Origin of the sequence: Polaribacter butkevichii, assembly GCF_038024105.1 — a bacterium.
GTDB lineage: Bacteria > Bacteroidota > Bacteroidia > Flavobacteriales > Flavobacteriaceae > Polaribacter > Polaribacter butkevichii.
This window is the reverse complement of record NZ_CP150661.1, coordinates 1041528-1065816: the sequence shown is the minus strand read 5'-3', so window position 1 is coordinate 1065816 and position 24289 is coordinate 1041528. Positions and strand designations below refer to the sequence as shown.

Sequence of the window (24289 nt, the reverse complement as noted above, 5' to 3'; positions counted from 1 at the left end):
GTGAGTAAAAATATTGTAATTATATCTAATTATTATCCGCCAGAAATGGGGGCAGCAGCTAATCGCATAAAAAACTTAGCAGAAGGCTTAAAAAACAAAGGAAATAAGGTTACTGTTATTTGTCCGTTACCTAATTATCCTAAAGGAAAAATTTTTGAAAAATATAGCAGAAAGTTTTTTGTAAAAGAAAATATTGAAGAAATTACTGTAAAAAGATATTGGATTTTTCCTTCTAAATCTAAAAATGCCATTGTACGTTTATTTAGTATGTTATCGTTTGCTTGGTCTTTTTGGTTTTCTATTTTTAGCTTAGTAAGAAAAAAACCAGATGTTTTTATTATTCAATCTCCACCTTTACTGGTTGCGTTATCTGGTTTGCTTTTAAGTAAGGTGTTAGGTTGTAAAAATATTTTAAATGTTTCTGATATTTGGCCTTTATCTGCTTTAGAGTTAGAAGTGATAAAAAAAGGATTCTTTTATAGCTTCTTAGAAAAGATTGAAAAAACCAATTATAAATTGGCAGATAAAATAATAGGGCAATCAGAAGAGATTATAACCCATATAAAAGCCGTTATTACAAAAGAATTTTTGGTTTATAGAAATGTGCCCGTTTATAGAGAATATGACGTAAAAGAAAAAAGTAGAGGTAATTTAAAAATTGTATATGCCGGTTTATTAGGATACGCACAAGGAATTCTAAAAATTTGTGATGAAATAAATTTTAAAGAACTAGGGGTAGAGTTGCATATTTATGGAGCAGGTATGGAAGAAAATGAAATTAAAGAATTTGCAGCAAATGCAGATAATAATGTTTTTTTCTATGGTGTAAGAACAGCATCAGAAATTAAAGATGAAATAAGAAAATATGATATTGGTTTTGTGCCTCTTAAAAATAAAATATACGGAGCTGTACCTTCTAAAATATTCGAATTAATGCAATTAGGAATTCCTATTTTGTATGTTGGTTCTGGTGAAGCTGTAGAGTTGATAAAAAATCAAAAATTAGGTGTATTTTCAGATCCTAATGATGTTAAAAGGTTAAAAGCAAACATTTCATTTTTTAAAGAAATGAATAATAGTGATTATATTATGTATTCTAAGAATAACATTAATGCTCATTTAAACGAATTTAACTTAGAACTACAAATGGAAAAGTTTCAAAATTTTATATAAATAAGAAGAATGTTAAAATTTTAGTGTAGAAATTAAAAAAAAAAGAATTAAAGAAGTAGAAAATAATTTATATAAGAATAATAATAAGTTAATACTAAATAAAGCTGCTTATTCGTAAGAAAAGTTTACTTTTAATATTAAATTAGAATATTTTATAATAAACCATGTAGCCGTTTAAAAATAATATTTTGATAAGATATTTGTAAAGAAGAAAGAAATAGAACAGCGTACATTATTTTTTATAAATAATTTTAAATCACTTATAAATTAGTATTCTTTTTTATAGATTTGCCCTGTTCCTCAATATCTTTTAAATAATTTTTTCAATTGTATTTATGTACTAAAATGTACGCATAAATAAAATAAAATATAAACACTTGACAAAAAAGATATCCTACTTTAATTTATCAGAAAGAATCATTTTTTTAAGAATTATAGACATCATTATTCTTATTTCTAGTCTGTATTTATCATCATCATTTATTAATTTTAATTACATTAATTTTAAAAGCAGTGCCATTTTAAATTGGTTACTGTTATTGGTTTTTTATTATTTAATTTTTGGTCAAATTTTTCAAATTTACAATTTAAATGTATCTAACAATAAGTATTTAGTTGTTAAAGCAACTGTTCTTACCGCTTTTTCAACAACAATTTTATATGTTTTTACGCCTTATTTTTCGCCAGAATTACCCGCCAATAGGCTTCAAATAGTCTACTTTTTTCTACTTACGTTTATACCTATTTTACTTTGGAGGTTTATATATATGTCTGTAATATTCTCACCAAAGTATTTTAAATCTGTAATTTTTGTAGGCTGTTCAGAAAGAATTAAAAAACTACTTACGCAAGTACACAATGATGCTATTCATGATGTTTCTGCGTATTTATCAGATAAAGAAGTACAAGGTATAAAAGGTTATAATGATATTACAAAAACTACAATATCTTCTATTGTTGCAGAAAACCATATTACGGAAGTTATTGTTTCTAAAAGGGACCTATCTAAAGAGGTTGTAGAGGCAATTAACAAAGAACTCATTTTGTTATTTGAACAAGGTGTAAATATAATTAGTTACGAAACTTTTTATGAAAATGTAAATGTTAGAATACCAAGAGAGTATTTAAATCATGATTTTTATAGACATCTTAATTTTAGTGAAAATAATACCAATAACTTTTACCTTTTTGGTTTAAGGTTAGTAGATATATTTATTTCTATTATAGGTATAATAATATTTTTGTGTTTTCTACCAATTGTTGTTTTAGGGAACCTTTTTGCTAATAGAGGTCCTTTATTTTATACGCAATTAAGAGTAGGTGAGAACGGTAAGCATTTTAGGATTTTTAAGTTGAGGTCTATGATAAAGAATGCAGAGGTAGGTGGTGCAGTTTGGGCTAAGAAAAATGATGCAAGAATTACTTCTTTTGGTAAGTTTTTAAGACGTACTAGATTAGATGAAATGCCTCAGTTTATTAATATTATAAAAGGAGATATGAGTTTAATTGGACCAAGACCAGAAAGACCAGAATTTGTAAAAGACCTAGAAGATAAAATACCTTTTTATGCAATTAGGCACGTTATTAGACCAGGGTTAACAGGATGGGCTCAAGTAAATTATCCGTATGCAAATACAATAGAAGAACAAGAAACAAAACTACGCTACGATCTTTATTATATAAAAGAAAGAAGTGCTTTTTTAGACTTTAAAATTTTTATAAAAACGTTTACTACAGTTTTATACTTTAAAGGTCAATAATTTTTTTGATAAATAGAAATACCTAACAAATAGTAAGATTAATAAGGGGATTATTGTTATTGGAAAAACCTGAATTTTAATAATCCATAGAATAGGAATTATTAATAAAAAGGAGAGTAATATAAATAAATATTTCTGCATCCATTTTTTTTGATCTGATTTTAACAATAGAAAAGCAACAATTAAATTAGGAGCAAAAGTCCATAATAAATTAAAGTTATTTGGTGCGGTAGAATGTGTTGAGAAAAACCAAAGAAAAACAAGAATACAACCAATTAATCCGGTTACAAAGAATAAAATAAAATCGAATGATTTGGTTCTTTTATCATTTTTAAGGTCTTTATAAGTAATATAAATACCTAAAAGAGCCATAAGACTAAATATTAAAAAGGGATTAAAAATAGACGTTTTTGCTTCTTTTTCTTTAAAACTTAAAAGTACAACTTCTTGCTTTACTAATTCTCTAGGTTGATTTTTAATAAAAAGGGTTGCATTCTTAAAAGAACTATATACATAATCTGGTAAATACATATATTGTTCAAAAGTTGCTTGTTCATCTAATTTTGTGCCTGCAATTAAATTTAAACCAAAAGTACCCCAAGAATTCCAAGGGATTTCATGATTGGTTAATTCTCTAAAGGTTAAACCTTTTTCTATAGCATTTTCATTAAAAAATACTTTATCTCCTAAAACATTTTTTGTAATATCTCTTAATTTTGTGGCACAATTATCAAAATAGGGGTCGTATCTATAATTGCTGTTTTGTGGTAATGCATTATTTTCTAAAAAAGTAAAATAGGCTTGTTTTTCTTGTTGATTTAAATTTAAAATTTGCTCTTTTAACCAACGGCTATCTCTTCTGTAACTAGCTATAAAGTATTTAAAATCATAACGAGCTAAACTGTAAATCATGTTTCCTTTAGCAAAATTTGTATAAAAATTAGGCTGATTAAAATCAAACATTCCGTAGTTGTAAATTAAATCTAAATTTAAAACAGGGTCTTTAATTCTTATGGCAGAATGTCCAAAAGCTTCGTATAATTCTTCTCCTGGTCCTGCGGTAACAATACTTACGTCTGCAGATTTAGAGAGTTGAATTTGTGCCTTTAAAGGAGAATATATTGAAAGAAGAAATAATAAAAAAAAGAATTTTTTGTTCATAAAAACTAAGGTCTAAAAAAACTATAATCTATTGTAATTGAAAAAATATTTGAATATAAAGCATTACCAACACTACCAATATTGGTTAAAGCATAATCTATTTTAATACCATTATACTTAAAACCAAGGCCAAAGTTGGGTTGCATAGAAAGAGATTTAGAGTTGTCGAATTCTGTTATGTATTGAAAATTACCAACTCCGGCTCTTAAATACACTAACTCATCATAATCTAACTGAAAACCCATTGCAGGATCTATACTAACAACATCCGAAGAAAAAATATCATTTGTTTTTGCAAATCGCATATTTGCATTTGCCTCTGCTAATAGGTTAAATAAAGTGCCTACTCTCCAGTTTTTTGCAACACCTAATTGTAATTTTGGTTTTGTAATTTCTGTGGTTTCTGGTAAATCTTGATTTTGTCCAGGAATGGCATCTTTAATTTTATCAAATTCATTTTCATTTATTGCCCAACTATTAAAGGTTGTGGTAATATCTCTTGCCATCAATCCAAATTTCCAAGAATTACGTTCAAACTGAATACCCGCATCAAAACCAAATCCCCAAGAAGAAGCAAAATCTCCAATAACCCTTCTTACAATTTTTGCATTTACACCAAATTTAACATCCTTAAATATTAAATTTCTAGCATAGGCAAAGTTAAAAGCGTAATCTACCGAAGAAAAAAGTTGAATTCTATTATAATCGATATTCCCATCATTATCAATTAATTCGGTAGTATTTAAAATATCATCTACACCAAAACGAATTACAGAAACACCAACGGCACTTTCTCGGTCTATGGGCATTGCAAAACTTGCATGGTTATAATTGGCTATTCCTGCAAAGTAAGACGCATGCATTAATGATCCTTGATAATCTTCTATACCAACTAATCCCGCAGGATTCCAGTATATAGAATTTACATCATTTGTTGTGGCAACAACACTTTTACTCATTCCCAGACCTGCTGCATCAACACCAATGGTTAAAAACTCATTAGAGTAACTTCTAAATGCTTGTGCACTTAAAAGGAGTGGAGTAAGTAGTATAAAAAATAATATTTTGTGTTTCAAAGGCCTAAAATTATCAGTAACAAATATCTAAAAACATACTAAAATAACAGTAGTTTTTTAAAGATATTGTTTATAAGATGTTAATCTGAATGTTTTCTCTAATAAATCGTTCTATTCTATGCTCTAACCATGTGTTTTCTGAGGGTTTAAAAGATGTCATAAAACCACAATGACCACCGTAATTTGGAGCTTCAAAAAAGAAAAAATCAGAATTATGTGCCTCATCATAAGGATAACATTCTGTAGATAAAAAAGTATCATCTTTAGAATTAATCAATAAAGTAGGCCTTTTAATCTTTAATAAATGTGGTTTTGCACTTGCTTTTGCCCAATAATCTTCCGGACTCTCAAAACCAAAAACAGGTACTGTATATAACTTTTCTAAATGCTTAAATTTAGTAGCTTTAAACAACTTGTCTTTATCTAAATTAAATTCTGGAAATTTATGAGCCTTTTCTAAAATTTTATTTTTCATGGTTTTAAAAAATACTTCTAGATATAATTTATTTTTTAATCTTTCCATCTCTACTTCTCCAGAAGCAATATCAATAGGAACAGAAATGGCAATAGCACCTTTTATTTTAGGGGATATATTTTCTGATTGTTCACCAATATATTTTAAAGTTAAATTACCTCCAAGGCTAAAGCCGATAATAATAATGTTTTCATATTTGTAATTTTCTAAAATATGTTTTACTACAAAGTCTACATCTTCTGTTTTTCCACTATGATAGGTGCCTAAAAGTAAATTATCATCACCAGAGCAACCTCTTAAATTAAAACAAACAGTATCTAAACCTTTTTTATTTAGGTGTTTAGAAGTTGATGCTATGTATTTAGACTCAGAACTTCCTTCTAAACCATGAATTAAGATGACAATTGTTTTAGAACCGACTAAAGAAAAATCTAAATCTATAAAATCATGATCCCAAGTAGTAATTCTTTTTCGTAAAAAGCTACAAGTATCTTTCATAAAAAGAGGTCTGTACATGGTGTTAAAATGACCATTTTTAAAAGGTAAAGTAGGTGAGAAGTCTGATGTAAATACGGGCATTTATTTGTTTTAAACTATTAAATAAAATGTAAGTTACAAATTCACTTTTATGAATTTTGTTTTGTAACGAGAATACTATAAAAAATAATACGTTTTTTATTCAAAAAATAATTGAATCTGTAATATTATTTCTTGTAATTCTTTAAAAAGACATACAAATATCATAAAAAAATATAGAATAATTAAAACCACCCAAATTTGATTTCTTATTTTAGCTTTTCAATCAAACTAAAAAATGAATTTAAAAAAACACATTCCTAATTTAATAACACTTGGTAATCTTTTTTGTGGAACAGTGGCAACTATTTTTGCTGTTGAGGGTGATTATGTTTACGCTGGTTTATTTGTGGTTTTAGGAATCTTATTTGACTTTTTTGATGGCTTTGCAGCACGTTTATTAAAGGTTTCTGGTGAGTTAGGGAAACAATTAGATTCTTTGGCAGATATGGTTACAAGTGGAGTTGTACCCGGAATTATCGTTTATAAATTATTAATAGAAAGTACTGATAGTGTTCAAGATTGTAATCAACAAAGTTATTTACCTTTTATAGGGTTATTACTAACTTTAGGAGCTTGTTATAGATTAGCTAAATTTAATATTGATACAAGACAATCGGATTCTTTTATAGGTTTACCAACACCTGCAATGAGTTTATTTATCATTTCTTTACCTCTAATTCAAGAATACTCTACAATAGAGTTTGCTCAGGAGTTAATAACAAGTAATTACTTTTTAATTGCAGTTACTTTGATTTTAACCTATTTAATGAATGCAGAATTACCTTTATTTTCTTTAAAATTTAAAGATTATTCATTTAAAAAGAACATAATTGTGTATTCTTTCCTTTTTGCGTCTTTCATTTTAATTTACACTTTACATTTCATTTCTATTCCATTTATTATTATATTGTACATTATAATATCACTTATTAACAAAATAATTGTATTTAATGGAAATAGCCAGAATCCCCCAAAATGAAAAAGAAAGGTTAGATGTTTTAAAAAGTTATAATATTTTAGACTCTTTACCAGAAGAAGAATATGATGCTATTACAAAAATAGCATCTAGTATTTGTAACACTTCAATTGCCCTTGTTTCTATTATTGATAAAGATAGACAGTGGTTTAAATCTACACATGGTATAGAGGTAACAGAAACACCTAGAGAAATTGCTTTTTGTGCACATACTATTTTAGAACCAGACGAACTGTTTATTGTAAATGATACAACAAAGGATAAACGTTTTTTTGATAATCCTTTAACGATAAATGCCCCTAATGTTATTTTTTATGCTGGTGCAGCGTTAAATACTTCAGAAGGATATCCTTTAGGTACTTTGTGTGTTGTTGATAATAAACCAAGAATACTTACCCAAAATCAAAAAGATGCTTTAAAATTATTATCGAAACAAGTTGTTATTCTTTTGGAGCTTAGAAAAAAAAATAAAGAATTAGCGGCATCTAATAGTAATGTTATAAAGTTAAACGATCAATTAAATAACTTTGCATATCGATTAACTCACGATTTAAAATCGCCAATAAATGGCGTTAGTTTTTTGTTAGATGTTTTAAAAGAAGATCATAGCGCTCTCTTTAAAAACACGGGGGCAGAAGAATACATTGGTTTAATTGGAGATAGAATTGTTTATATAGAAACTCTAATTAATGAAATTTTAAATTATGCTAAAGTAACAAGTGAAAATATTGTTTTTGAACATTTTAATTTAAATGAGTTTTTAGATAGTATTATTGCTAATATCGATTTTGAAAAAAAGTTGTTTTTAGAGACCTCTGGTTTAGATTTAGATGTTTTTAGTTCTAAAATAGGTCTTTTACAAATTTTTCAGAATTTGATTTCCAATACAAGGAAGTTTTTAGATGAAGAAAAATCGATAATAACAGTAACGTGTAAAGAAGATAAAGAATATTATTACTTTACTTACGAAGACAATGGGCCTGGGATTGATGAAAAATATTTTACAAAGGTGTTTGAAATGTTTGAAACCTTAGGCAGTACCAACAGTAACAATACAGGTATTGGTTTAGCAACCGTTAAATCTATTGTAAAAAGATTAGGCGGAGAAATAGTGTTAAAGAAAAGAGGTAACGGTAAAAAAGGAGTTTGTTTCTATTTTAATATTTCTAAAAAAGAAGATAAATTATCAATCTGTAAAGATTAAAAAACTTTCTTCTTTTTCAATTCGAAATCTTTACCTAAATATACTTTACGTACCATTTCATCAGCAGCTAGTTCTTCTGGTGTTCCGCTTTTAAGGATACTTCCTTGATACATTAAGTAAGTTTTATCTGTAATGGCTAAAGTTGCTTGTACATCATGATCTGTAATTAAAATACCGATGTTTCGGTCTTTTAAATGCGCTACAATACTTTGTATATCTTCTACTGCAATAGGGTCTACACCAGCAAAAGGTTCGTCTAATAAAATAAAATTAGGGTCGGAAGCTAAACAACGTGCAATTTCTGTTCTTCGTCTTTCTCCTCCTGATAATAAATCTCCTCTATTTTTACGAACATGACCAATATTAAACTCTTCAATTAAAGACTCTAATTTAATTTTTTGTTCTTTTTTAGATAAATCTGTAAATTGTAAAACAGACATTATATTGTCTTCTACAGATAGTTTTCTAAAAACAGAAGCTTCTTGTGCTAAATACCCAATCCCTTTTTGTGCACGTTTGTACATGGCATCTTCGGTTATTTCTTCATCATTTAAAAAAATTTTACCAGAATTAGGTTTAATCATACCAACAATCATATAGAAAGAAGTTGTTTTTCCTGCTCCGTTAGGTCCTAAAAGCCCGATGATTTCACCTTGCTGAACTTCTAAAGAAATGCCAGTAACTACTTTTCTACTTCCGTAAATTTTTTCTATGTTTTCTGCTCTTAAGATCATATTTTAAAAAATGTGTAATCGTGTATTTGTTGAAATGTGTAATTGTAGGTTTGTGTAAAAGTAATAAATTCTGTTTTTTAAAATCTTAATAGATTCATAAGATTCTTTTTATTACTGGCCACTGCAACTGAAAATTAATTACTTATTTTCTAACATTTCCCAATATTCTACAGCTCTTCTTAAATGAGGAATTACAATTGTACCACCAACTAAAGTAGCAATAGACATGGTTTCCATCATTTCTTCTTTGGTAACACCATTTTTCATTGCTGCTTCTAAATGATATTGTACACAATCATCGCAACGTAAAACAGCAGAAGCTACCAAACCTAAAAGTTCTTTTGTTTTAACAGGTAAGTGCCCTTCTTTAAAGGTGTTGGTATCTAAATTATAGATTCTTTTAATTACTTTATTATCTGCTTCTAGAATTTTATCGTTCATTTTCTGACGATAGTCATTAAACTCTTTAACTTTGTCGTGCATCTCTTTGCTGTTTTTTTATTACTACTTTTGAAACTTTAATACTTACTTCATATAAAATAAGAATAGGAATTGCTACAATTACTTGGCTAGCAACATCTGGTGGTGTAATAATAGCTGCTAAAATTAAAACAACTACTAAGGCATGTTTTCTATATTTCTTTAAAAAATCTGGCGTTACTAACCCTATTTTTGTTAAAAAGTAAATTAAAACAGGTAATTCAAATAATATAGAAACTCCTAGTAGCATATTGGTTACGAGTCCTATATGTGAATCTAATGTAAAGTTATTCTGAATTAAATCTGTAATTTGATAATTATATAAAAAATGTATCGAAATAGGTGCAATTACATAAAAACTAAAAGCAATTCCACAGAAAAATAGAAAAGAAGCTATAAAAATAAATCCTCTAGATTTATTTATTTCATTTTTTGTTAAACCTGGTGCTACAAATCGCCAAATCTCCCATAAAAGATAAGGAAACGATAAAATAATACCCAATATAAATGAAGACCAAATAGAATTCATTAACTGTTGTGTTGGTTTTAAACTTATTAAGTGATCTTTAAAAGCCACATGACAAAACCCACTATCCAAACCAAAATAAGTAAAAAAATCACAAAATAATTGGTAAGTTATAAAGTCTGGTTTTCTATGTGCTAGTAAAAAGTTTTCATACACTTCTTTTTGAAACACAAATAATACAATAGCAATAATAAATATTGCTGATGCACTTCTTACCAAATGCCACCTTAATTCTTCTAAATGACCTAAAAAGGACATTTCTTTTTGTTTTTCTGCCATTAGAAAATTCCTTCTTTAATTAAATCATGTAAATGTACTACGCCCACATAATTATTTTTATTATCAACAACTAACATTTGGGTAATACTATTTTTTTCCATGGTATTTAAAGCATCTATTGCCATTGCATCTTCATGAATTGTTTTAGGACTTTTTCCCATAATATCTTTTGCTGTAAATTGAGATATTTGTGTGGTTTTAGAAAGCATTCTTCTAATATCACCATCGGTAATAATTCCTACCAATTTATCTTTAGTAAGAACCGCTGTAACGCCAAGTCTTTTTTCAGATATTTCTACAATTACTTTTGCAATACTATCGGTATCATTTACTTTAGGTATTTGGTTGTTTTCTACCAAATCAGAAACTCTTAAGTATAAACGTTTTCCTAATGCACCTCCAGGGTGATATTTTGCAAAATCTTTACTAGTAAAACCTCTTAGCTCTAATAAACAAACAGCCAACGCATCACCTAAAACTAATTGTGCAGTGGTGCTTGTAGTAGGAGCTAAATTATTAGGGCATGCTTCTTTTTCTACATAAGCATTTAGTGTAAAATCTGCATGTTCGCCTAAATAAGAATCAACATTACTTGTAATTGCCACTATTTTATTTCCATAATTTTTAATAAACGGAACTAAAACTTTAATTTCTGGCGTATTACCACTTTTAGAAAGACAAATTACAACATCATCTTTTTGTACGTTTCCTAAATCTCCATGAATAGCGTCTGCAGCATGCATAAAAATAGCAGGAGTACCCGTAGAATTAAAGGTTGCAACAATTTTAGTTGCAATATTTGCACTTTTTCCAATTCCGGTAACAATTACTCTACCATTAGAATTTAAAATAAATTTAACGGCTTCTTCAAAGTCAGCATCAATTAATTTTGCTAAATTAGCAATAGCATTACTCTCTGTTAAAATAGTTTCTCTGGCAGTATTTATAATTGTGTTTGTCTTTTTCAAATGTTTGGTATTTTATCAGAATAAAAAAAAGTTATATCTTTAGATTAAGAAACAAGCAAATTTACTATAAATTATAGTTAGAGCAAATATAATAGTATGTTTGTGCGTTGATTTTAAAGTTAAACGAATATTTATATAAATGGATTTATACAGCCCTCTAAAAAAATTCTTTGGATTTAGTAAATTTAAAGGATTACAAGAGCAAGTAATTAAAAGTATTGTAGAGAATAATAATACTTTTGTAATAATGCCAACAGGTGGAGGTAAGTCTCTTTGCTATCAGCTACCAGCATTAATGACAGAGGGAACTGCAATTGTAGTTTCTCCTTTAATTGCTTTGATGAAAAATCAAGTAGATGCAATTAGAGGAATTTCTGAGCATAATGGTGTGGCTCATGTTTTAAATTCGTCTTTAAATAAAACCGAAGTAGCTCAAGTTAAAGAAGATATTACAAACGGTATAACAAAACTTTTGTATGTTGCCCCAGAGTCATTAATAAAAGAAGAATATGTAGCTTTTTTAAGAACGCAAAAAATTTCTTTTGTGGCTATTGATGAAGCGCATTGTATTTCTGAATGGGGACATGATTTTAGACCTGAGTACAGAAATTTAAAGCATATTATTAAAGCAATAGACAATGTACCTGTTATTTGTTTAACTGCTACAGCAACAGAAAAAGTACAAGAAGATATTTTAAAAACTTTAGGCATACAAGAAGCCAATAGGTTTAAAGCGTCTTTTAATAGACCTAATCTATTTTATGAAGTAAGACCCAAAACTAAAGAAGTAGAGAAAGATATTATTCGCTTTGTGAAACAAAGAATGGGTAAATCTGGAATTATTTACTGTTTAAGTCGTAAAAAAGTAGAAGAAGTAGCACAAGTTTTACAAGTAAACGGAATTAAAGCAGTACCATATCATGCTGGTTTAGACGCAAAAACAAGAGTAAAACATCAAGATATGTTTTTGATGGAAGATTGCGATGTTGTTGTGGCTACCATTGCTTTTGGGATGGGAATTGATAAACCAGATGTGCGTTTTGTAATTCATCATGATATTCCTAAAAGTTTAGAGAGTTACTACCAAGAAACAGGTAGAGCAGGGCGTGATGATGGAGAAGGCTATTGTTTGGCTTTCTATGCCTATAAAGATATAGAAAAGTTAGAGAAGTTTATGGCAAGTAAACCCGTTGCAGAACAAGAAATTGGGCATGCATTATTGCAAGAAGTTGTAGGGTATGCAGAAACTTCTATGAACAGAAGAAAATATTTGTTGCACTATTTTGGAGAAGAGTTTGATGACGTAAATGGAGAAGGAGCAGATATGGATGACAATTCTAGAAATCCTAAGAAAAAACACGAAGCAAAAGAAGACGTTACACTTTTATTAAATGTTGTAAAAAAGACCTTACAAAAGTATAAAGCAAAAGAAATTGTAAATACAATTGTAGGAAAAGAAAATGCGCTTTTAACCTCTCATAAAACACATCTACAACCCTTTTTTGGAAGCGGTAAAGACAAATCATCTTTGTATTGGATGGCATTAATTAGACAGGTTTTGGTGATTAACTTAATAAAGAAAGAGATAGAACAATATGGGGTTATTAAATTAACTAAAAAAGGACAAGAGTTTTTAGATAAACCAACTTCTTTTATGATGACAGAAGATCATTCTTATAATGAAGAGAATGATAATGCAATCATAACAAATGCAAAATCGTCGGGAGGAGTTGCTGATGATAAATTGGTAAAACTTTTAAAAGATTTGCGTAAAAGAGTAGCAACCAAACAAGGGGTGCCACCATTTGCTGTTTTTCAAGATCCGTCTATAGATGATATGGCATTAAAGTACCCAATAACTTTGGCAGAACTTTCTACAGTGCATGGAGTAGGAGAAGGGAAAGCAAAAAAGTTTGGAAAAGAATTTATTAAAGTGATTGCAGACTATGTAGAAGAAAATGATATTTTAAGACCAGACGACTTAATTGTAAAAAGTACGGGTACAAACTCTGGGTTAAAGTTGTTTATTATTCAAAATACCGATAAAAAATTACCTTTAGAAGATATCGCCAAATCTAAAGGCCTTAAAATGGATGAGTTGATAAAAGAGATGGAAATGATTATTTTTTCTGGAACAAAACTAAATATCAATTATTCTTTAGATGATTTATTAGATGAAGATCAGCAAGAAGAAATACATGATTATTTTATGGAGGCAGAAACAGATAATATACAAGAAGCTTTAGATGAGTTTGATGGCGATTATGATGAAGATGAATTGCGTTTAATGCGAATTAAATTTATAAATGAAGTAGCCAATTAAAGTCTATAATAGTATAAAATAAAAAGATAAAAAAGGTTGAAATTTAGTTTTCAGCCTTTTTTGTTGATTGATAATAAAGCCAATAAGTATCAGTACAAAAACAATTTTATGAAGAAAAAATTTACAATTCAAAAAACACCCTTTGTGGTACCTACAACAGACGGTAAAGTTATAGAAGAGCATTTTGGTAATGCTACAGACGGTAATGCTCAATTAAGTATTGCACACATGGTTGCGCCTTCTGGTTGGAGTGAGCCTTTTCAAACGCCAGAATTTGAAGAATACACCTATATTATAAAAGGAAAAAAACAATTTATAATTGATGGAGAAACGATTGTTTTATCTGCAGGTGAATCTATTAAAATAGAAAAAAACACCAGAGTTCAATATTCAAACCCTTTTTCAGAATCATGTGAGTATATGGCAATTTGCACGCCTGCTTTTTCTATAGATTTAGTACATAGGGAAGACGAGTAAATTCCGTTTGTGGTAATTTATAAATTGATAGCGATCATTTAAACTCTATAATCTTTTTAAATTGCCACAAAACATTACATATGAAAAATACTATTGCACCAAGATTAATAAGACAAATATTTGTCTTATTACTTATTTTATTTATTTTTATTTTAATTTTTAGGGAATTAATTCCCTATTTATCTGGTGTTTTGGGAGCTGTAACATTTTTTGTTCTATTAAGAAAAGGCATGATTTTTCTGGTAAAGAAAAAATGGAAACCAAATTTAGCCGCAGCTTTTTTAATCTTAGTTTCTTTTATAGGGATACTTTTACCAATTTCTGGAATTTTACTAATGTTAGCAAATAAAGTTAGTGATGTAGTAGGTAATTCTGAAGAAGTTGTAACAGAATTTAAAACACAATTGACTTCTTTAGAAAGTAAAGTTGGGTATAGTTTTGCAGAAAGTATAGATGCAGCAAAAGTTTCTAGCTGGATTACAGATAGTTTACAAGGTTTTGTTGGTAGTACCTTTAATATATTTCTATCTGTTGGTTTAATGTATTTTTTGCTTTATTTTATGTTGATTAATGAAAACATAATAAGAAAATCTATATATAAATACGTACCAATAAACGAAGTTAATTTAAAAATTATTGGTTTAGAAGCGCAATCTATGGTGCGTTCTAATACCATAGGAATTCCGTTAGTAGCTGTTGCACAAGGTATAATTGCGTTAATAGGATTTCTAATTTTCGATATCAATAATCCTTTCTTTTGGTTTACCATTGTTACTGTAGGTTCTATGATTCCATTTATAGGAACCTTTGTTGGTATCTTACCTGTTTTTCTTTTAACGCTAGCCTCAGGAGATAGTTTTGCCGCTTGGGGAATTTTAATTTACGGGATTGTTGTAGTTGGGTCTACAGATAATATTATAAGGCTGTTGGTTTTAAAAAAGTTAGATGATGTTCATCCATTAATTACTTTAATTGGTGTTATTGTTGGTGTGCCTTTATTTGGGTTTATAGGATTGATTTTTGGACCGCTATTAATCAGTTTGTTTTTAGTAATTGTAAAAATTTATAGAAAAGAATTTGTTGAGAATGATATGCAATAAATTGTTTAATCATAAAAAAAGCGATGAATTTAATTCATCGCTTTTTTTTATGATTTATGAAAAAAACTAGCTTTTTCTTTGGCAAGCTAATAATGTGTTTTTTAATAACATTGCAATGGTCATTGGACCCACACCACCAGGAACTGGCGTTATAAAATCAGCTTTTTTAGCAACTTCATCAAAAGCAACATCACCAACTAATCTAAATCCACTTTTTTTGCTAGAATCAGCTAAACGCGTAATACCAACATCTATTACAGTAATATGATCTTTAACCATATCTGCTTTTAAAAACTCAGGAATTCCAATAGCAGCAACAATAATATCTGCTTGTAAAGTAATTTCTTTTAAGTTTTTTGTTCTACTGTGGCACATGGTAACAGTTGCATTACCAACCTTTCTTTTTTGAGATAACAAAATACTCATTGGGCTACCTACAATATGACTTCTACCTAAAACAACAACATGTTTTCCAGAAGTTTCAACATTGTATCTTTCTAATAATTCTAGAATTCCAAAAGGAGTTGCAGATATAAAAGTAGGTAAATTTAATGCCATTTTTCCAACATTTGTTGGATGAAACCCGTCTACATCTTTATCAGGATTTACAGCCATTAATATTTTTTGTTCGTCAATATGTTTTGGCAAAGGTAGTTGTACAATAAAACCATCAATATCATTGTCGATATTTAAAATTTCAATTTCATTTAACAACTCTTCTTCTGTGGTTTCCTCAGGCAATCTAATTAAAGTAGATTCGAAACCAACACGCTCACAGGCTTTTACTTTTGCATTTACGTAGGTAACACTTGCTCCATCATGGCCTACAATAATTGCAGCCAAGTGAGGTGTTTTTAATCCGTTGTCTTTTAATTCTCTTACATCTAAGGCAATTTCTTCTTTAATGTCTGCAGATGTTTTTTTTCCGTCTAGTAAAATCATTTTTTGTTTAAAGTATAAATGGTAATAGTTATGTTAAAGTTATCGAATTCTTTTAATATACTATAATTTTTATCTAAAATATCAAGTTCTTCGTCAGATAAATTGTAGATATTAGAATAAAAGACATAATTATTTTTGTTATTGAAAGTAGCAAAAGTACGTTTATCATTATTTAAATCTATATTATGTAAAGAGGTTATATTAGGAAAAAAAGTAGCTACTTCTTTAATAGGTATGTTGTTTTTGTCTAAATAATCTATTGCTGTTAAACGTAAATTATAATAAGGTATGTGTGCCAATGTAGCATCCCAACCTTGTGATATTTTTTTGGGATAAATCCATAAATTACCAGTTAATAAACCTATAAAAAGTAAGCTATAGATAATTCTTTTTTTTGGGTAAAAAGAATTTAAAATTATAAATGCTAATAATGTAAAACAAATATAAGAAACAATAAAATAACGATGTCCAATTGGATTTGTAAATGATAAACTGGCTATAACTATTGCTAAGATTGATGTTATTAAAATTAATATTAATTGTTTATTTTTTTTAGACTTAAAAAATTTCTTTCCATAAGATACTAATCCAACGATTATAAAAATAATTATAAAAACTCTTCCAAAGTCTAAATACCTATGAACTAATACAATACAGTTTTTTAAAAAACTACCTAAAGTAATAATTTCATGATTACTTTTCCAAGGAGAGTTATCGTGAGAATACAACCATCCTTTGGTTAGATAATGTGCTATTAAAAAACTAAAAGCAGGTATACTGCCAATAAAATAACTTAAAAGAAGTTTTTTTGTAATTACGGACTCTTTATTATTGTAGCGGTTTATAATGTCAAATAAAAAGACTCCAAAACAGAGCATCATACTTCTTATCGAAATAATACTTAAGAAAAAAAGTGCAATTATTTTAAGGGTATTATTACGATATAAAATTGAGTTAATAGCAAAGAAAAAGAAAAATAATTGTATAATTTCTGGACTAATTAAAACAAATTGTGCTGATAATGTTGGGTCTACAATAATTAAAAGAAATGCAAATAATGATTGTAAATTTGATTTTAAAAAATAGTTTACAAATTTAAAAATTTGATAAAAAAAACCTATTGTAAACGGTACCATTAATAGGTGAGAGCTAAATAAATTAACTCCAAATATTTTCCAAAAAATTGCCAATAGAAACCCAAATGTTGGTGGATGGGCAGCGTCTAAATTATCTGGCAATATCCAGTTAAAAAGAGAGTTGTTATAAAGATGGCTACCAATTTTAGAACTAAATAATACATTATCCCAAAAGATTCCATTTTTACGAGATATTAAAAAAATTAGAATAGCTAAAAATGAAAAAAATAATATTCTATTTTTTTTTGAATTTAATAATAAGTCACTTACTTTTTGAAGCATTATTTATAATTAAAAGATATAAATATTAAAAAAGGCTGCTAAAAAGCAGCCTAAACACTTGTTATTTCATGCCTTGCATCATTTGCATCATTTTTCGGCCACCACCACCTTGCATCATTTTCATCATTTTACTCATTTGATTAAATTGCTTCATTAGTTGGTTTACCTCGTTAACCGAAGTACCAGAACCTTTTGCAATTCTCTTTTTTCTACTAGCATTTATGGTTGATGGAGTGCTTCTTTCTTCTGGAGTCATAGAGTGTATAATAGCTTCAATACCTTTAAAAGCATCGTCATCTATATCTACATCTTTCATTGCTTTTCCTGCTCCAGGAATCATACCTACTAAATCTTTCATGCTACCCATCTTTTTAATTTGTTGAATCTGACTTAAAAAGTCATCAAAACCAAATTGATTTTTAGCAATCTTCTTTTGTAATTTTCTAGCTTCTTCTTCGTCGTATTGGTCTTGCGCTCTTTCTACTAAAGAAACAACATCTCCCATACCCAAAATTCTGTCTGCCATTCTATCTGGATGGAAAACATCAATTGCATCCATTTTTTCTCCAGTACCAATAAACTTAATAGGTTTATCAACCACAGATTTTATAGACAATGCAGCTCCACCACGTGTATCTCCATCTAATTTTGTAAGTACAACACCATCAAAATTTAAGATATCATTAAAGGCTTTTGCAGTATTTACAGCATCTTGCCCTGTCATAGAATCTACAACAAATAAAGTTTCTTGTGGGTTTACAGCTTTATGAATGTTAGAAATTTCATTCATCATTTCTGTATCTACAGCTAAACGACCAGCAGTATCAATAATAACTACATTTTTACCGTTTGCTTTTGCATGCTTTATAGCGTTTTGTGAAATTTCTACGGGATTGTTGTTACCAACTTCTGCATATACTTCTACACCAATTTGCTCTCCAACAACTTGTAATTGATTTATAGCGGCAGGTCTGTAAACATCACAACCTACTAATAATACTTGTTTAGATTTTTTATCTTTAAGAAAGTTTGCTAATTTTCCTGAAAAAGTAGTTTTACCAGAACCTTGTAAACCAGACATTAAAATTACGGTTGGCGAACCACCTAAATTAACACCTACAGTTTCTCCACCCATTAATTCTGTTAGCTCATCTTTAACTAACTTTACCATTAATTGGCCTGGGTTTAACGTAGTTAATACGTCTTGACCTAAAGCTTTGGTTTGTACTCTTTTAGTGAAATCTTTGGCAATTTTAAAGTTAACATCGGCATCTAATAATGCTCTTCTAACTTCTTTTAGCGTTTCTGCTACATTAACCTCTGTAATTTTACCATGACCTTTTAAGGTGTGTAAGGCTTTATCTAATTTATCGCTTAAATTATTAAACATAATTGGTCTTCTTTTTTAGGAAGCACAAATATAAGAATTAGAGACGATTTGTTTACTTAATAGGAACAGTTTTTTATGTACGCTGTTTTTAATTAATATGTTGATTTAGAAATTGATAAAATTTATGTATTATTTAGTGATTAAAGTAGATGGGGGAGTTGCTATTTGTAAGCGGTATATAAAACAACAAGACTTTCACTAAAAATAGCATTTCTTAGAGCTGTAGAGCCACTTGTGCCTTGAGTATGTGTTGTCTGTAGTTCAAAACCATCTGTAGTAAAAGTAGTAAAAGAAGCGGTTATTTTTCCTAAATCTAATGCGTCTTGGTTTCCGTAGCGAAGACCAATGCAATTAGAACTAGAGGCATAACGAGAAATATTATTGATAGATTCTCCACTACCACCTAAATAAATTACTTGTTGTGTTTTTGTACCATTAATAACTCTAGCAAATCCATTCATAGTTCCAAAAGAGTTATTTATATTATTAGAGCTAGATCCTATAGCATCTATATTGGTGCTCTCTACATTAGCATGAGCTATAAATGTTATTTGAGAAGGTTTAAAAGGTAATCCATTAATAATTAATGGAGTAGAGCTTGTGGCTGTGCCTCCTGGAGCTGCAATGATAAAAAAACCAGTGTATACTGTTGGACCTAAATAAGCACCACCATCTGTACCTACAGAAATTGTATTTGCTGCATTGGCACTAACAACTTGGGCTTTTCCGGTTGTGGCGCCGTTTTCATCTGTAAATGTAATTTCTCCTGTTGCAGCAGCATTCGTTGTAGTAGGTGTATTATCTTGAGATAAGGATGTTACCGTTTCGTTTATTGTAACTGGTGTTCCTCCATTTTCATTTGTGTAATCTGCAATTTTATGACCTACAATTGTATTTGTTATGGTTGATGTTGTTTCTAATGATGAAATATTATCCCAATTAGTACCTGTAGCAGTTGCTGTTAAAACTTGTCCAACTGTACCAGCAGTATTACTTTCGTCTAGAACTTGTCCGTCTAGTTTTAAGGTTTGTTTTATAGTAACAAGAGTTTCGTTACTATCTTCTTCTACCCGCATAGCTTCTATAGCTCCTACAATAAAACCAATTTCATCTGCAGCAGGGCGGTATAACCCGGTGTTTACATCGTTTTTAAAACGGTAAGAAGGTTCATTACTAGTTCCGTTAGAATTAAGTATTCCTTGAGCACCTATTGCTCCATCAACATCTAGTTTATAATCGGGGTCGTTTTTTCCTACGCCAAAACGTTTGTTACCTATATCATAAAATAATTCATCATTCTCTTCTGCTGGTTTACCATCTGTACCTGCAAAGAAAACAGAGCCTGTTGCGCCTATATGTTCATTTGATAAAGCAACCCATGCAGTGCCATTGTATATGCTTGTGGTGTTTGGTGTAGTACTTGTGTTTATCCAAACATCGTTTTCTAAGGCTATAACTGTTGGTAAATTTGGGTCTGTAGCAGCGGTGTAAACTTGGTTGTTATTTACATTTTTTACGGTTCCTTTATTGTCTATTACCCTAACTTTTTGACTAAAACTTACTTGTATACAGCTTACCAATAATAAAAATAATACAATTTTCTTTTTCATAACAGGAAAAGTTGTTTTTAAAAGTTTGCTAGTAATTAGCCTTTATAGGAACCTTAACGCTCTTCACTACTATTAGACTCATAAATACCTTTCAGGTCACATTTTATTATTTCAATATTTTTAAATACTAAAGATAAATATATTTATATAGCTATAATGTAAATAAAAAAAACATGTTACTAGTTATATTTTTTTATAAAAAGAAAGCCCTAAAGAAGTTTTACAAATAGAGATATCACTACTTAATAGTTGCTAATACTATTTTTAGTACTTTAAGTGTGTTTAAAATTATTTAAAAAAATAATTTTACGTATTTGCTTTATATGTAAAGAGGTACTTACCTATAAATTATTACTTGCAAGGCTCCTATACCAGAATCACTAGAGGAAATAAGTCTTGAGGATGTATTAACAAATTTCACTTGAATACCCATAGTTAATGTTCCGTTCCCGGTTACAGTAAACATTTGACTTAGTGTAGCTGCAGCAACGTAATTGTTATTAAGACCTCCAGCAAACAAGGTTTCTATCATTGTTGGAGATCCTACCAAACTTGGTGTATTTACATAAAGGCGTAAGAGATCTCCCATTTGATTATAGAAAGAGAGCTCTTCAGAGATGCTAACTCTAACATCTATAATATCACCAGCTTGTACATTTATAGTTGTTGACGGTAAAGCAAAATCTAAATTATACCAAACGCCAGCGGAGGGAATACTAACACCATTAATAGGAATTGCGGCTGTTGTAGTTACAGAGAATAAAGACTTACCAGTAGAAGCACTCGATTTATTTGATATTTGCTGCCAATTTGTGCCATCACTTTGCAACCATAAAGTAGAAGTGCTGTTTACTGTTGCTATACCTGTAACGCCTTGCTCATTTACATACCCAGAAATAGAAGTGGCATACGTATTGGGGTTTTTAATTACATATATACGTCCTTCACAAGTATTTGCTGTGGGTAGTGTTATTGTATGATTGCCTCCCAATACAATGGTGTGGTGATCTTCGTCTAATGTTAATGCAGCCGAAGTGGTAACAATAGACTTGGAGACGGAACCATTTACTTGAAATGTTGAATTTGCTGTATTTCCATAAGCAGTTGTGTTGTAAGTATCGTCTACTGCAACAGGAGCAGGGTTAATATTAATACCAAATCTAGTTTTGGCAAATTCCGAATCTTCATTACCCTGAACTCTAAATAATTCTTTGTGAAACCCGCTATTTCTATAATTGTAAGATTTAAAGATAATTGGCTCTGAGCCATCATCTCCTATAATAAGTTCTAAACGTCCATCATTAGTAGGTCCTGCAGAACCAATTTCAAATAAATCGGTATTACCAGAACTCCCTTTTAGTCTAAAACTACCATTTGTGGTTGTAAAAAACATGGGTTTGTAGTAACCCGCACCAGAAGCAGCAAATTGTAAGGCAGAAATATTACCATCTCCATTTAGGTGCACTAAGGGTTGGTTTGCATTTGTATAATCGGCATTACCAGTAACTAAACCTAATGTTGCTCTTCTTCCAAACTCTAACATGGGTAAATTATTAGAGCGTATTTGCATTCTTACATCATCTATGGTTCCTAAAAATTGAGATGCCGTAGTACCTATATTACCTGTAATATTCCAGTTTGTAGCTACTTTTGGTTGCCATTCTGAGGCTGTAGTATCATAAGTTAATATCTGTCCGTTTGTTGGTACTGTATTAGATACTGCAATGTTTTGTATTTTTTCTACTTTGCTTGCGGCTAATGTTCCTGTAACATCGCCAGCTATGTTTAAAGCAGATAAATCTGTTTGTTTTGTTGTTTCTGCATCACTTTCTAAAGATAAATCTAAATTTTTACCATCAGCATTTAAAGCGTACACATCTATTTTTTGATCGTCTGTATTTATAGAGGCGTTTACCCAATTAGTACCTGTTGCTGTAGAAGATAATATTTGACCATTTGTACCAGAATCTCCACTACTATCTTTGTATGCGCCAACAACACTTAAATTATAGTTAGCGTTTACTTGTTGGTCATCATCTATTCTTAACGCTTCTATACCTGCTGTAGTAAAAGCTAATATATCTGAGTCAGGTGTATACATACCTGTGTTTTTATCATTTGTAAATCTGTAGGAAGGTAGGCCTTCTGTACCATCAGAGTTATTTAAACCACTTGTTCTTGTAGATCCGCCAACGTTTAATTCGTTATTAATATCATTGGTAGCTCTGGGGCCAATAAATAGTCTTGTATTAGTGGCATCCCAAAATAATTGAGAATTATTTTCTGTTGGTTTGCCATCTGTACCTGCAAAGAAAACAGAACCAGGTGTACCTGTATGAGGTTGAGAAATGCTAGATAATGGAACGTCTAAACTTCCTTTAGCATCTGTAATTCTTAAATAATCGATACCAGAAACAGTAACAACACTAAAAGCTGTATTTGTTTCGTTTTCTGGGTCGTAATCTGCATCATTAATTGGTCTCCATACATTATCATCCCAAATTTTAATTTCGATAGGTGTAGCAGCAGTGTCAAACCAAACATCACCTTCTAAAGGTGTTGCAGGGGGAGCTCCGTATGTTACTCTATTGTTAATCGCCGTTTTTACAGTTCCTTTATTGTCTATCACCCTAAATTCTTGCGCATAACTTATGTGTGTAAAAAAAGTACAGAGAATAAAGAGAAAAAAAAGTAAGTGTCTTCTATTAAGCATTAATAATATATCTACTGTTTAATTAAGTGGGGGGATAATTTTTATTTTATTAAAAAGTGTTGGTCCTGTTTGAACCAACACTTTTTATATGTGAAAAAGAAATATAATGTTATTTGAAATATTGTACTTCAATAACATCTCCTGCATAAACAGTCCAGTCATTTGGAGCTGTTGTATTAGGTACTAAAGTTACTGTAGAACTAGCTGCAGCAATTGTATAATCTAAACCAGCAATTAATTTAGCTCCATTTCTATATACCCAAACTTTACTAAATTCTGGTAATGGAATTTGACTTCCAGTCATAGCTGTATTAGAACCAGCAGATGTTACGTCGTAAGCAAGTTGACCGTCAGTTGCAGTAAAGTATGTTTGACCACTAGTAATTAAATCTGTTGCTAACATTTTTTTAGTTTCACCTGTTGCTTCATCTCTTACTAATAAAGTCCATCCAGTTCCTGTTCCATGAGAAGACAATGTAGTTGCATCTGTAGAAGCAGCTTCTGTTGCAGGATCTATTAATGCGATACCATCTAAAGCAAAAGCTTTACCATCAACATCAATATATGTATTGTCTGTTAAAGTACCACCTAACTGCCAAGTTGTAGTTGTAAGGTTTCCTGGTGTAGTAGAAGTAATTGTTGTAATACCATTATTTGATTGAAAATACTTAATTGTACCTTTATTATCAATAACTCTAACCACAGCACCATCAGCAGGTGTATCTTTTAGAACAGTTGCTGCAGTTGGGTCTGTAGTTTGTGCATTTATGGCAGTACCTACCATCATCATAAGGCCTAATACGCCTAATTTTAAGTAATTTGTTTTCATTGTTTTCATTGTTTTTAATTTTAAAAGTTATTAGTTGTTTTACTATTTGTTATTCTTAATTTAATTATTAGTCATTCAGTTTTTGTTGGTTTAGCT

General features: G+C 29.7%; 20 protein-coding genes. 7 read left to right on the top strand and 13 right to left on the bottom strand.

Features of this window, described 5'->3' with window-relative positions:
• Both WG951_RS04305 and WG951_RS04300 read left to right on the top strand, forming a co-directional pair.
• Entirely contained in the window at positions 1–1173 is a 1173-nt protein-coding gene (locus WG951_RS04305; protein ID WP_105048966.1) for a glycosyltransferase family 4 protein, read from the top strand.
• 377 nt (positions 1174–1550) lie between these two features.
• Entirely contained in the window at positions 1551–2933 is a 1383-nt protein-coding gene (locus WG951_RS04300) for an exopolysaccharide biosynthesis polyprenyl glycosylphosphotransferase (RefSeq protein WP_170062894.1), read from the top strand.
• On the opposite strand, the gene WG951_RS04295 is transcribed toward WG951_RS04300, so the two are convergent.
• From WG951_RS04295 to WG951_RS04285, 3 genes are all read right to left on the bottom strand, one after another.
• The gene (locus WG951_RS04295) at positions 2913–4094 is read right to left on the bottom strand and encodes a DUF4105 domain-containing protein (protein ID WP_105048964.1); all 1182 of its coding nucleotides are present in this window, start codon (positions 4092–4094) and stop codon (positions 2913–2915) included. The two genes, WG951_RS04300 and WG951_RS04295, sit on opposite strands and share 21 nt — an antisense overlap.
• 5 nt (positions 4095–4099) lie before the next feature.
• Positions 4100–5170, bottom strand: coding sequence for a PorV/PorQ family protein (locus WG951_RS04290; protein WP_146105267.1), 1071 nt, complete (start codon positions 5168–5170; stop codon positions 4100–4102).
• Between the two features lie 70 nt (positions 5171–5240).
• Entirely contained in the window at positions 5241–6224 is a 984-nt protein-coding gene (locus tag WG951_RS04285; RefSeq protein WP_105048962.1) for a YheT family hydrolase, read from the bottom strand.
• Between the two features lie 235 nt (positions 6225–6459).
• On the opposite strand from WG951_RS04285, the gene WG951_RS04280 reads away from it, so the two are divergent.
• Both WG951_RS04280 and WG951_RS04275 read left to right on the top strand, forming a co-directional pair.
• Entirely contained in the window at positions 6460–7203 is a 744-nt protein-coding gene (locus tag WG951_RS04280) for a CDP-alcohol phosphatidyltransferase family protein (RefSeq protein ID WP_105048961.1), read from the top strand.
• On the top strand, positions 7175–8404 hold the full coding sequence (locus tag WG951_RS04275; protein ID WP_105048960.1) for a sensor histidine kinase: 1230 nt from the start codon (positions 7175–7177) through the stop codon (positions 8402–8404). Before WG951_RS04280 ends, WG951_RS04275 begins: the two co-directional genes overlap by 29 nt.
• On the opposite strand, the gene lptB is transcribed toward WG951_RS04275, so the two are convergent.
• The 4 genes from lptB to WG951_RS04255 form a co-directional block, all read right to left on the bottom strand.
• On the bottom strand, positions 8401–9138 hold the full coding sequence (gene lptB / locus WG951_RS04270) for an LPS export ABC transporter ATP-binding protein (RefSeq protein ID WP_105048959.1): 738 nt from the start codon (positions 9136–9138) through the stop codon (positions 8401–8403). The genes WG951_RS04275 and lptB overlap by 4 nt on opposite strands.
• Before the next feature lie 138 nt (positions 9139–9276).
• Positions 9277–9621: a carboxymuconolactone decarboxylase family protein gene (locus WG951_RS04265; RefSeq protein ID WP_105048958.1), complete on the bottom strand. Its 345-nt coding sequence runs from the start codon at positions 9619–9621 to the stop codon at positions 9277–9279.
• Complete coding sequence (tatC, locus tag WG951_RS04260) at positions 9605–10423, bottom strand: twin-arginine translocase subunit TatC (RefSeq protein WP_105048957.1); 819 nt, start codon at positions 10421–10423, stop codon at positions 9605–9607. The genes WG951_RS04265 and tatC overlap by 17 nt, the downstream gene beginning before the upstream one ends.
• On the bottom strand, positions 10423–11391 hold the full coding sequence (locus tag WG951_RS04255; RefSeq protein WP_105048956.1) for a KpsF/GutQ family sugar-phosphate isomerase: 969 nt from the start codon (positions 11389–11391) through the stop codon (positions 10423–10425). The genes tatC and WG951_RS04255 overlap by 1 nt, the downstream gene beginning before the upstream one ends.
• 139 nt (positions 11392–11530) lie before the next feature.
• On the opposite strand from WG951_RS04255, the gene WG951_RS04250 reads away from it, so the two are divergent.
• The 3 genes from WG951_RS04250 to WG951_RS04240 all read left to right on the top strand — a co-directional run bounded on the left by WG951_RS04250 (position 11531) and on the right by WG951_RS04240 (position 15291).
• Entirely contained in the window at positions 11531–13714 is a 2184-nt protein-coding gene (locus WG951_RS04250; protein WP_105048955.1) for an ATP-dependent DNA helicase RecQ, read from the top strand.
• Positions 13715–13822: 108 nt separating this feature from the next.
• Entirely contained in the window at positions 13823–14191 is a 369-nt protein-coding gene (locus WG951_RS04245; protein ID WP_105049388.1) for a cupin domain-containing protein, read from the top strand.
• A gap of 80 nt (positions 14192–14271) precedes the next feature.
• Positions 14272–15291: an AI-2E family transporter gene (locus tag WG951_RS04240; RefSeq protein WP_105048954.1), complete on the top strand. Its 1020-nt coding sequence runs from the start codon at positions 14272–14274 to the stop codon at positions 15289–15291.
• Between the two features lie 66 nt (positions 15292–15357).
• Here WG951_RS04240 and folD read toward each other — a convergent pair whose 3' ends face one another.
• From folD to WG951_RS04210, 6 genes are all read right to left on the bottom strand, one after another.
• A complete protein-coding gene (folD, locus tag WG951_RS04235; RefSeq protein WP_105048953.1) occupies positions 15358–16233 on the bottom strand; it encodes a bifunctional methylenetetrahydrofolate dehydrogenase/methenyltetrahydrofolate cyclohydrolase FolD in 876 nt (291 codons plus the stop codon).
• Positions 16230–17651 carry a hypothetical protein gene (locus WG951_RS04230; protein ID WP_105048952.1) on the bottom strand — a complete coding sequence of 474 codons (1422 nt, stop codon included), beginning with the start codon at positions 17649–17651 and terminating at the stop codon, positions 16230–16232. The genes folD and WG951_RS04230 overlap by 4 nt, the downstream gene beginning before the upstream one ends.
• Before the next feature lie 61 nt (positions 17652–17712).
• The gene (ffh, locus tag WG951_RS04225; RefSeq protein WP_105048951.1) at positions 17713–19041 is read right to left on the bottom strand and encodes a signal recognition particle protein; all 1329 of its coding nucleotides are present in this window, start codon (positions 19039–19041) and stop codon (positions 17713–17715) included.
• Between the two features lie 161 nt (positions 19042–19202).
• Entirely contained in the window at positions 19203–20651 is a 1449-nt protein-coding gene (locus tag WG951_RS04220) for a hypothetical protein (RefSeq protein WP_105048950.1), read from the bottom strand.
• Between the two features lie 337 nt (positions 20652–20988).
• Entirely contained in the window at positions 20989–23280 is a 2292-nt protein-coding gene (locus WG951_RS04215) for a hypothetical protein (RefSeq protein ID WP_105048949.1), read from the bottom strand.
• 193 nt (positions 23281–23473) lie between these two features.
• Positions 23474–24202 carry a hypothetical protein gene (locus tag WG951_RS04210; RefSeq protein WP_146105266.1) on the bottom strand — a complete coding sequence of 243 codons (729 nt, stop codon included), beginning with the start codon at positions 24200–24202 and terminating at the stop codon, positions 23474–23476.
• Between the last annotated feature and the right edge of the window lie 87 nt (positions 24203–24289).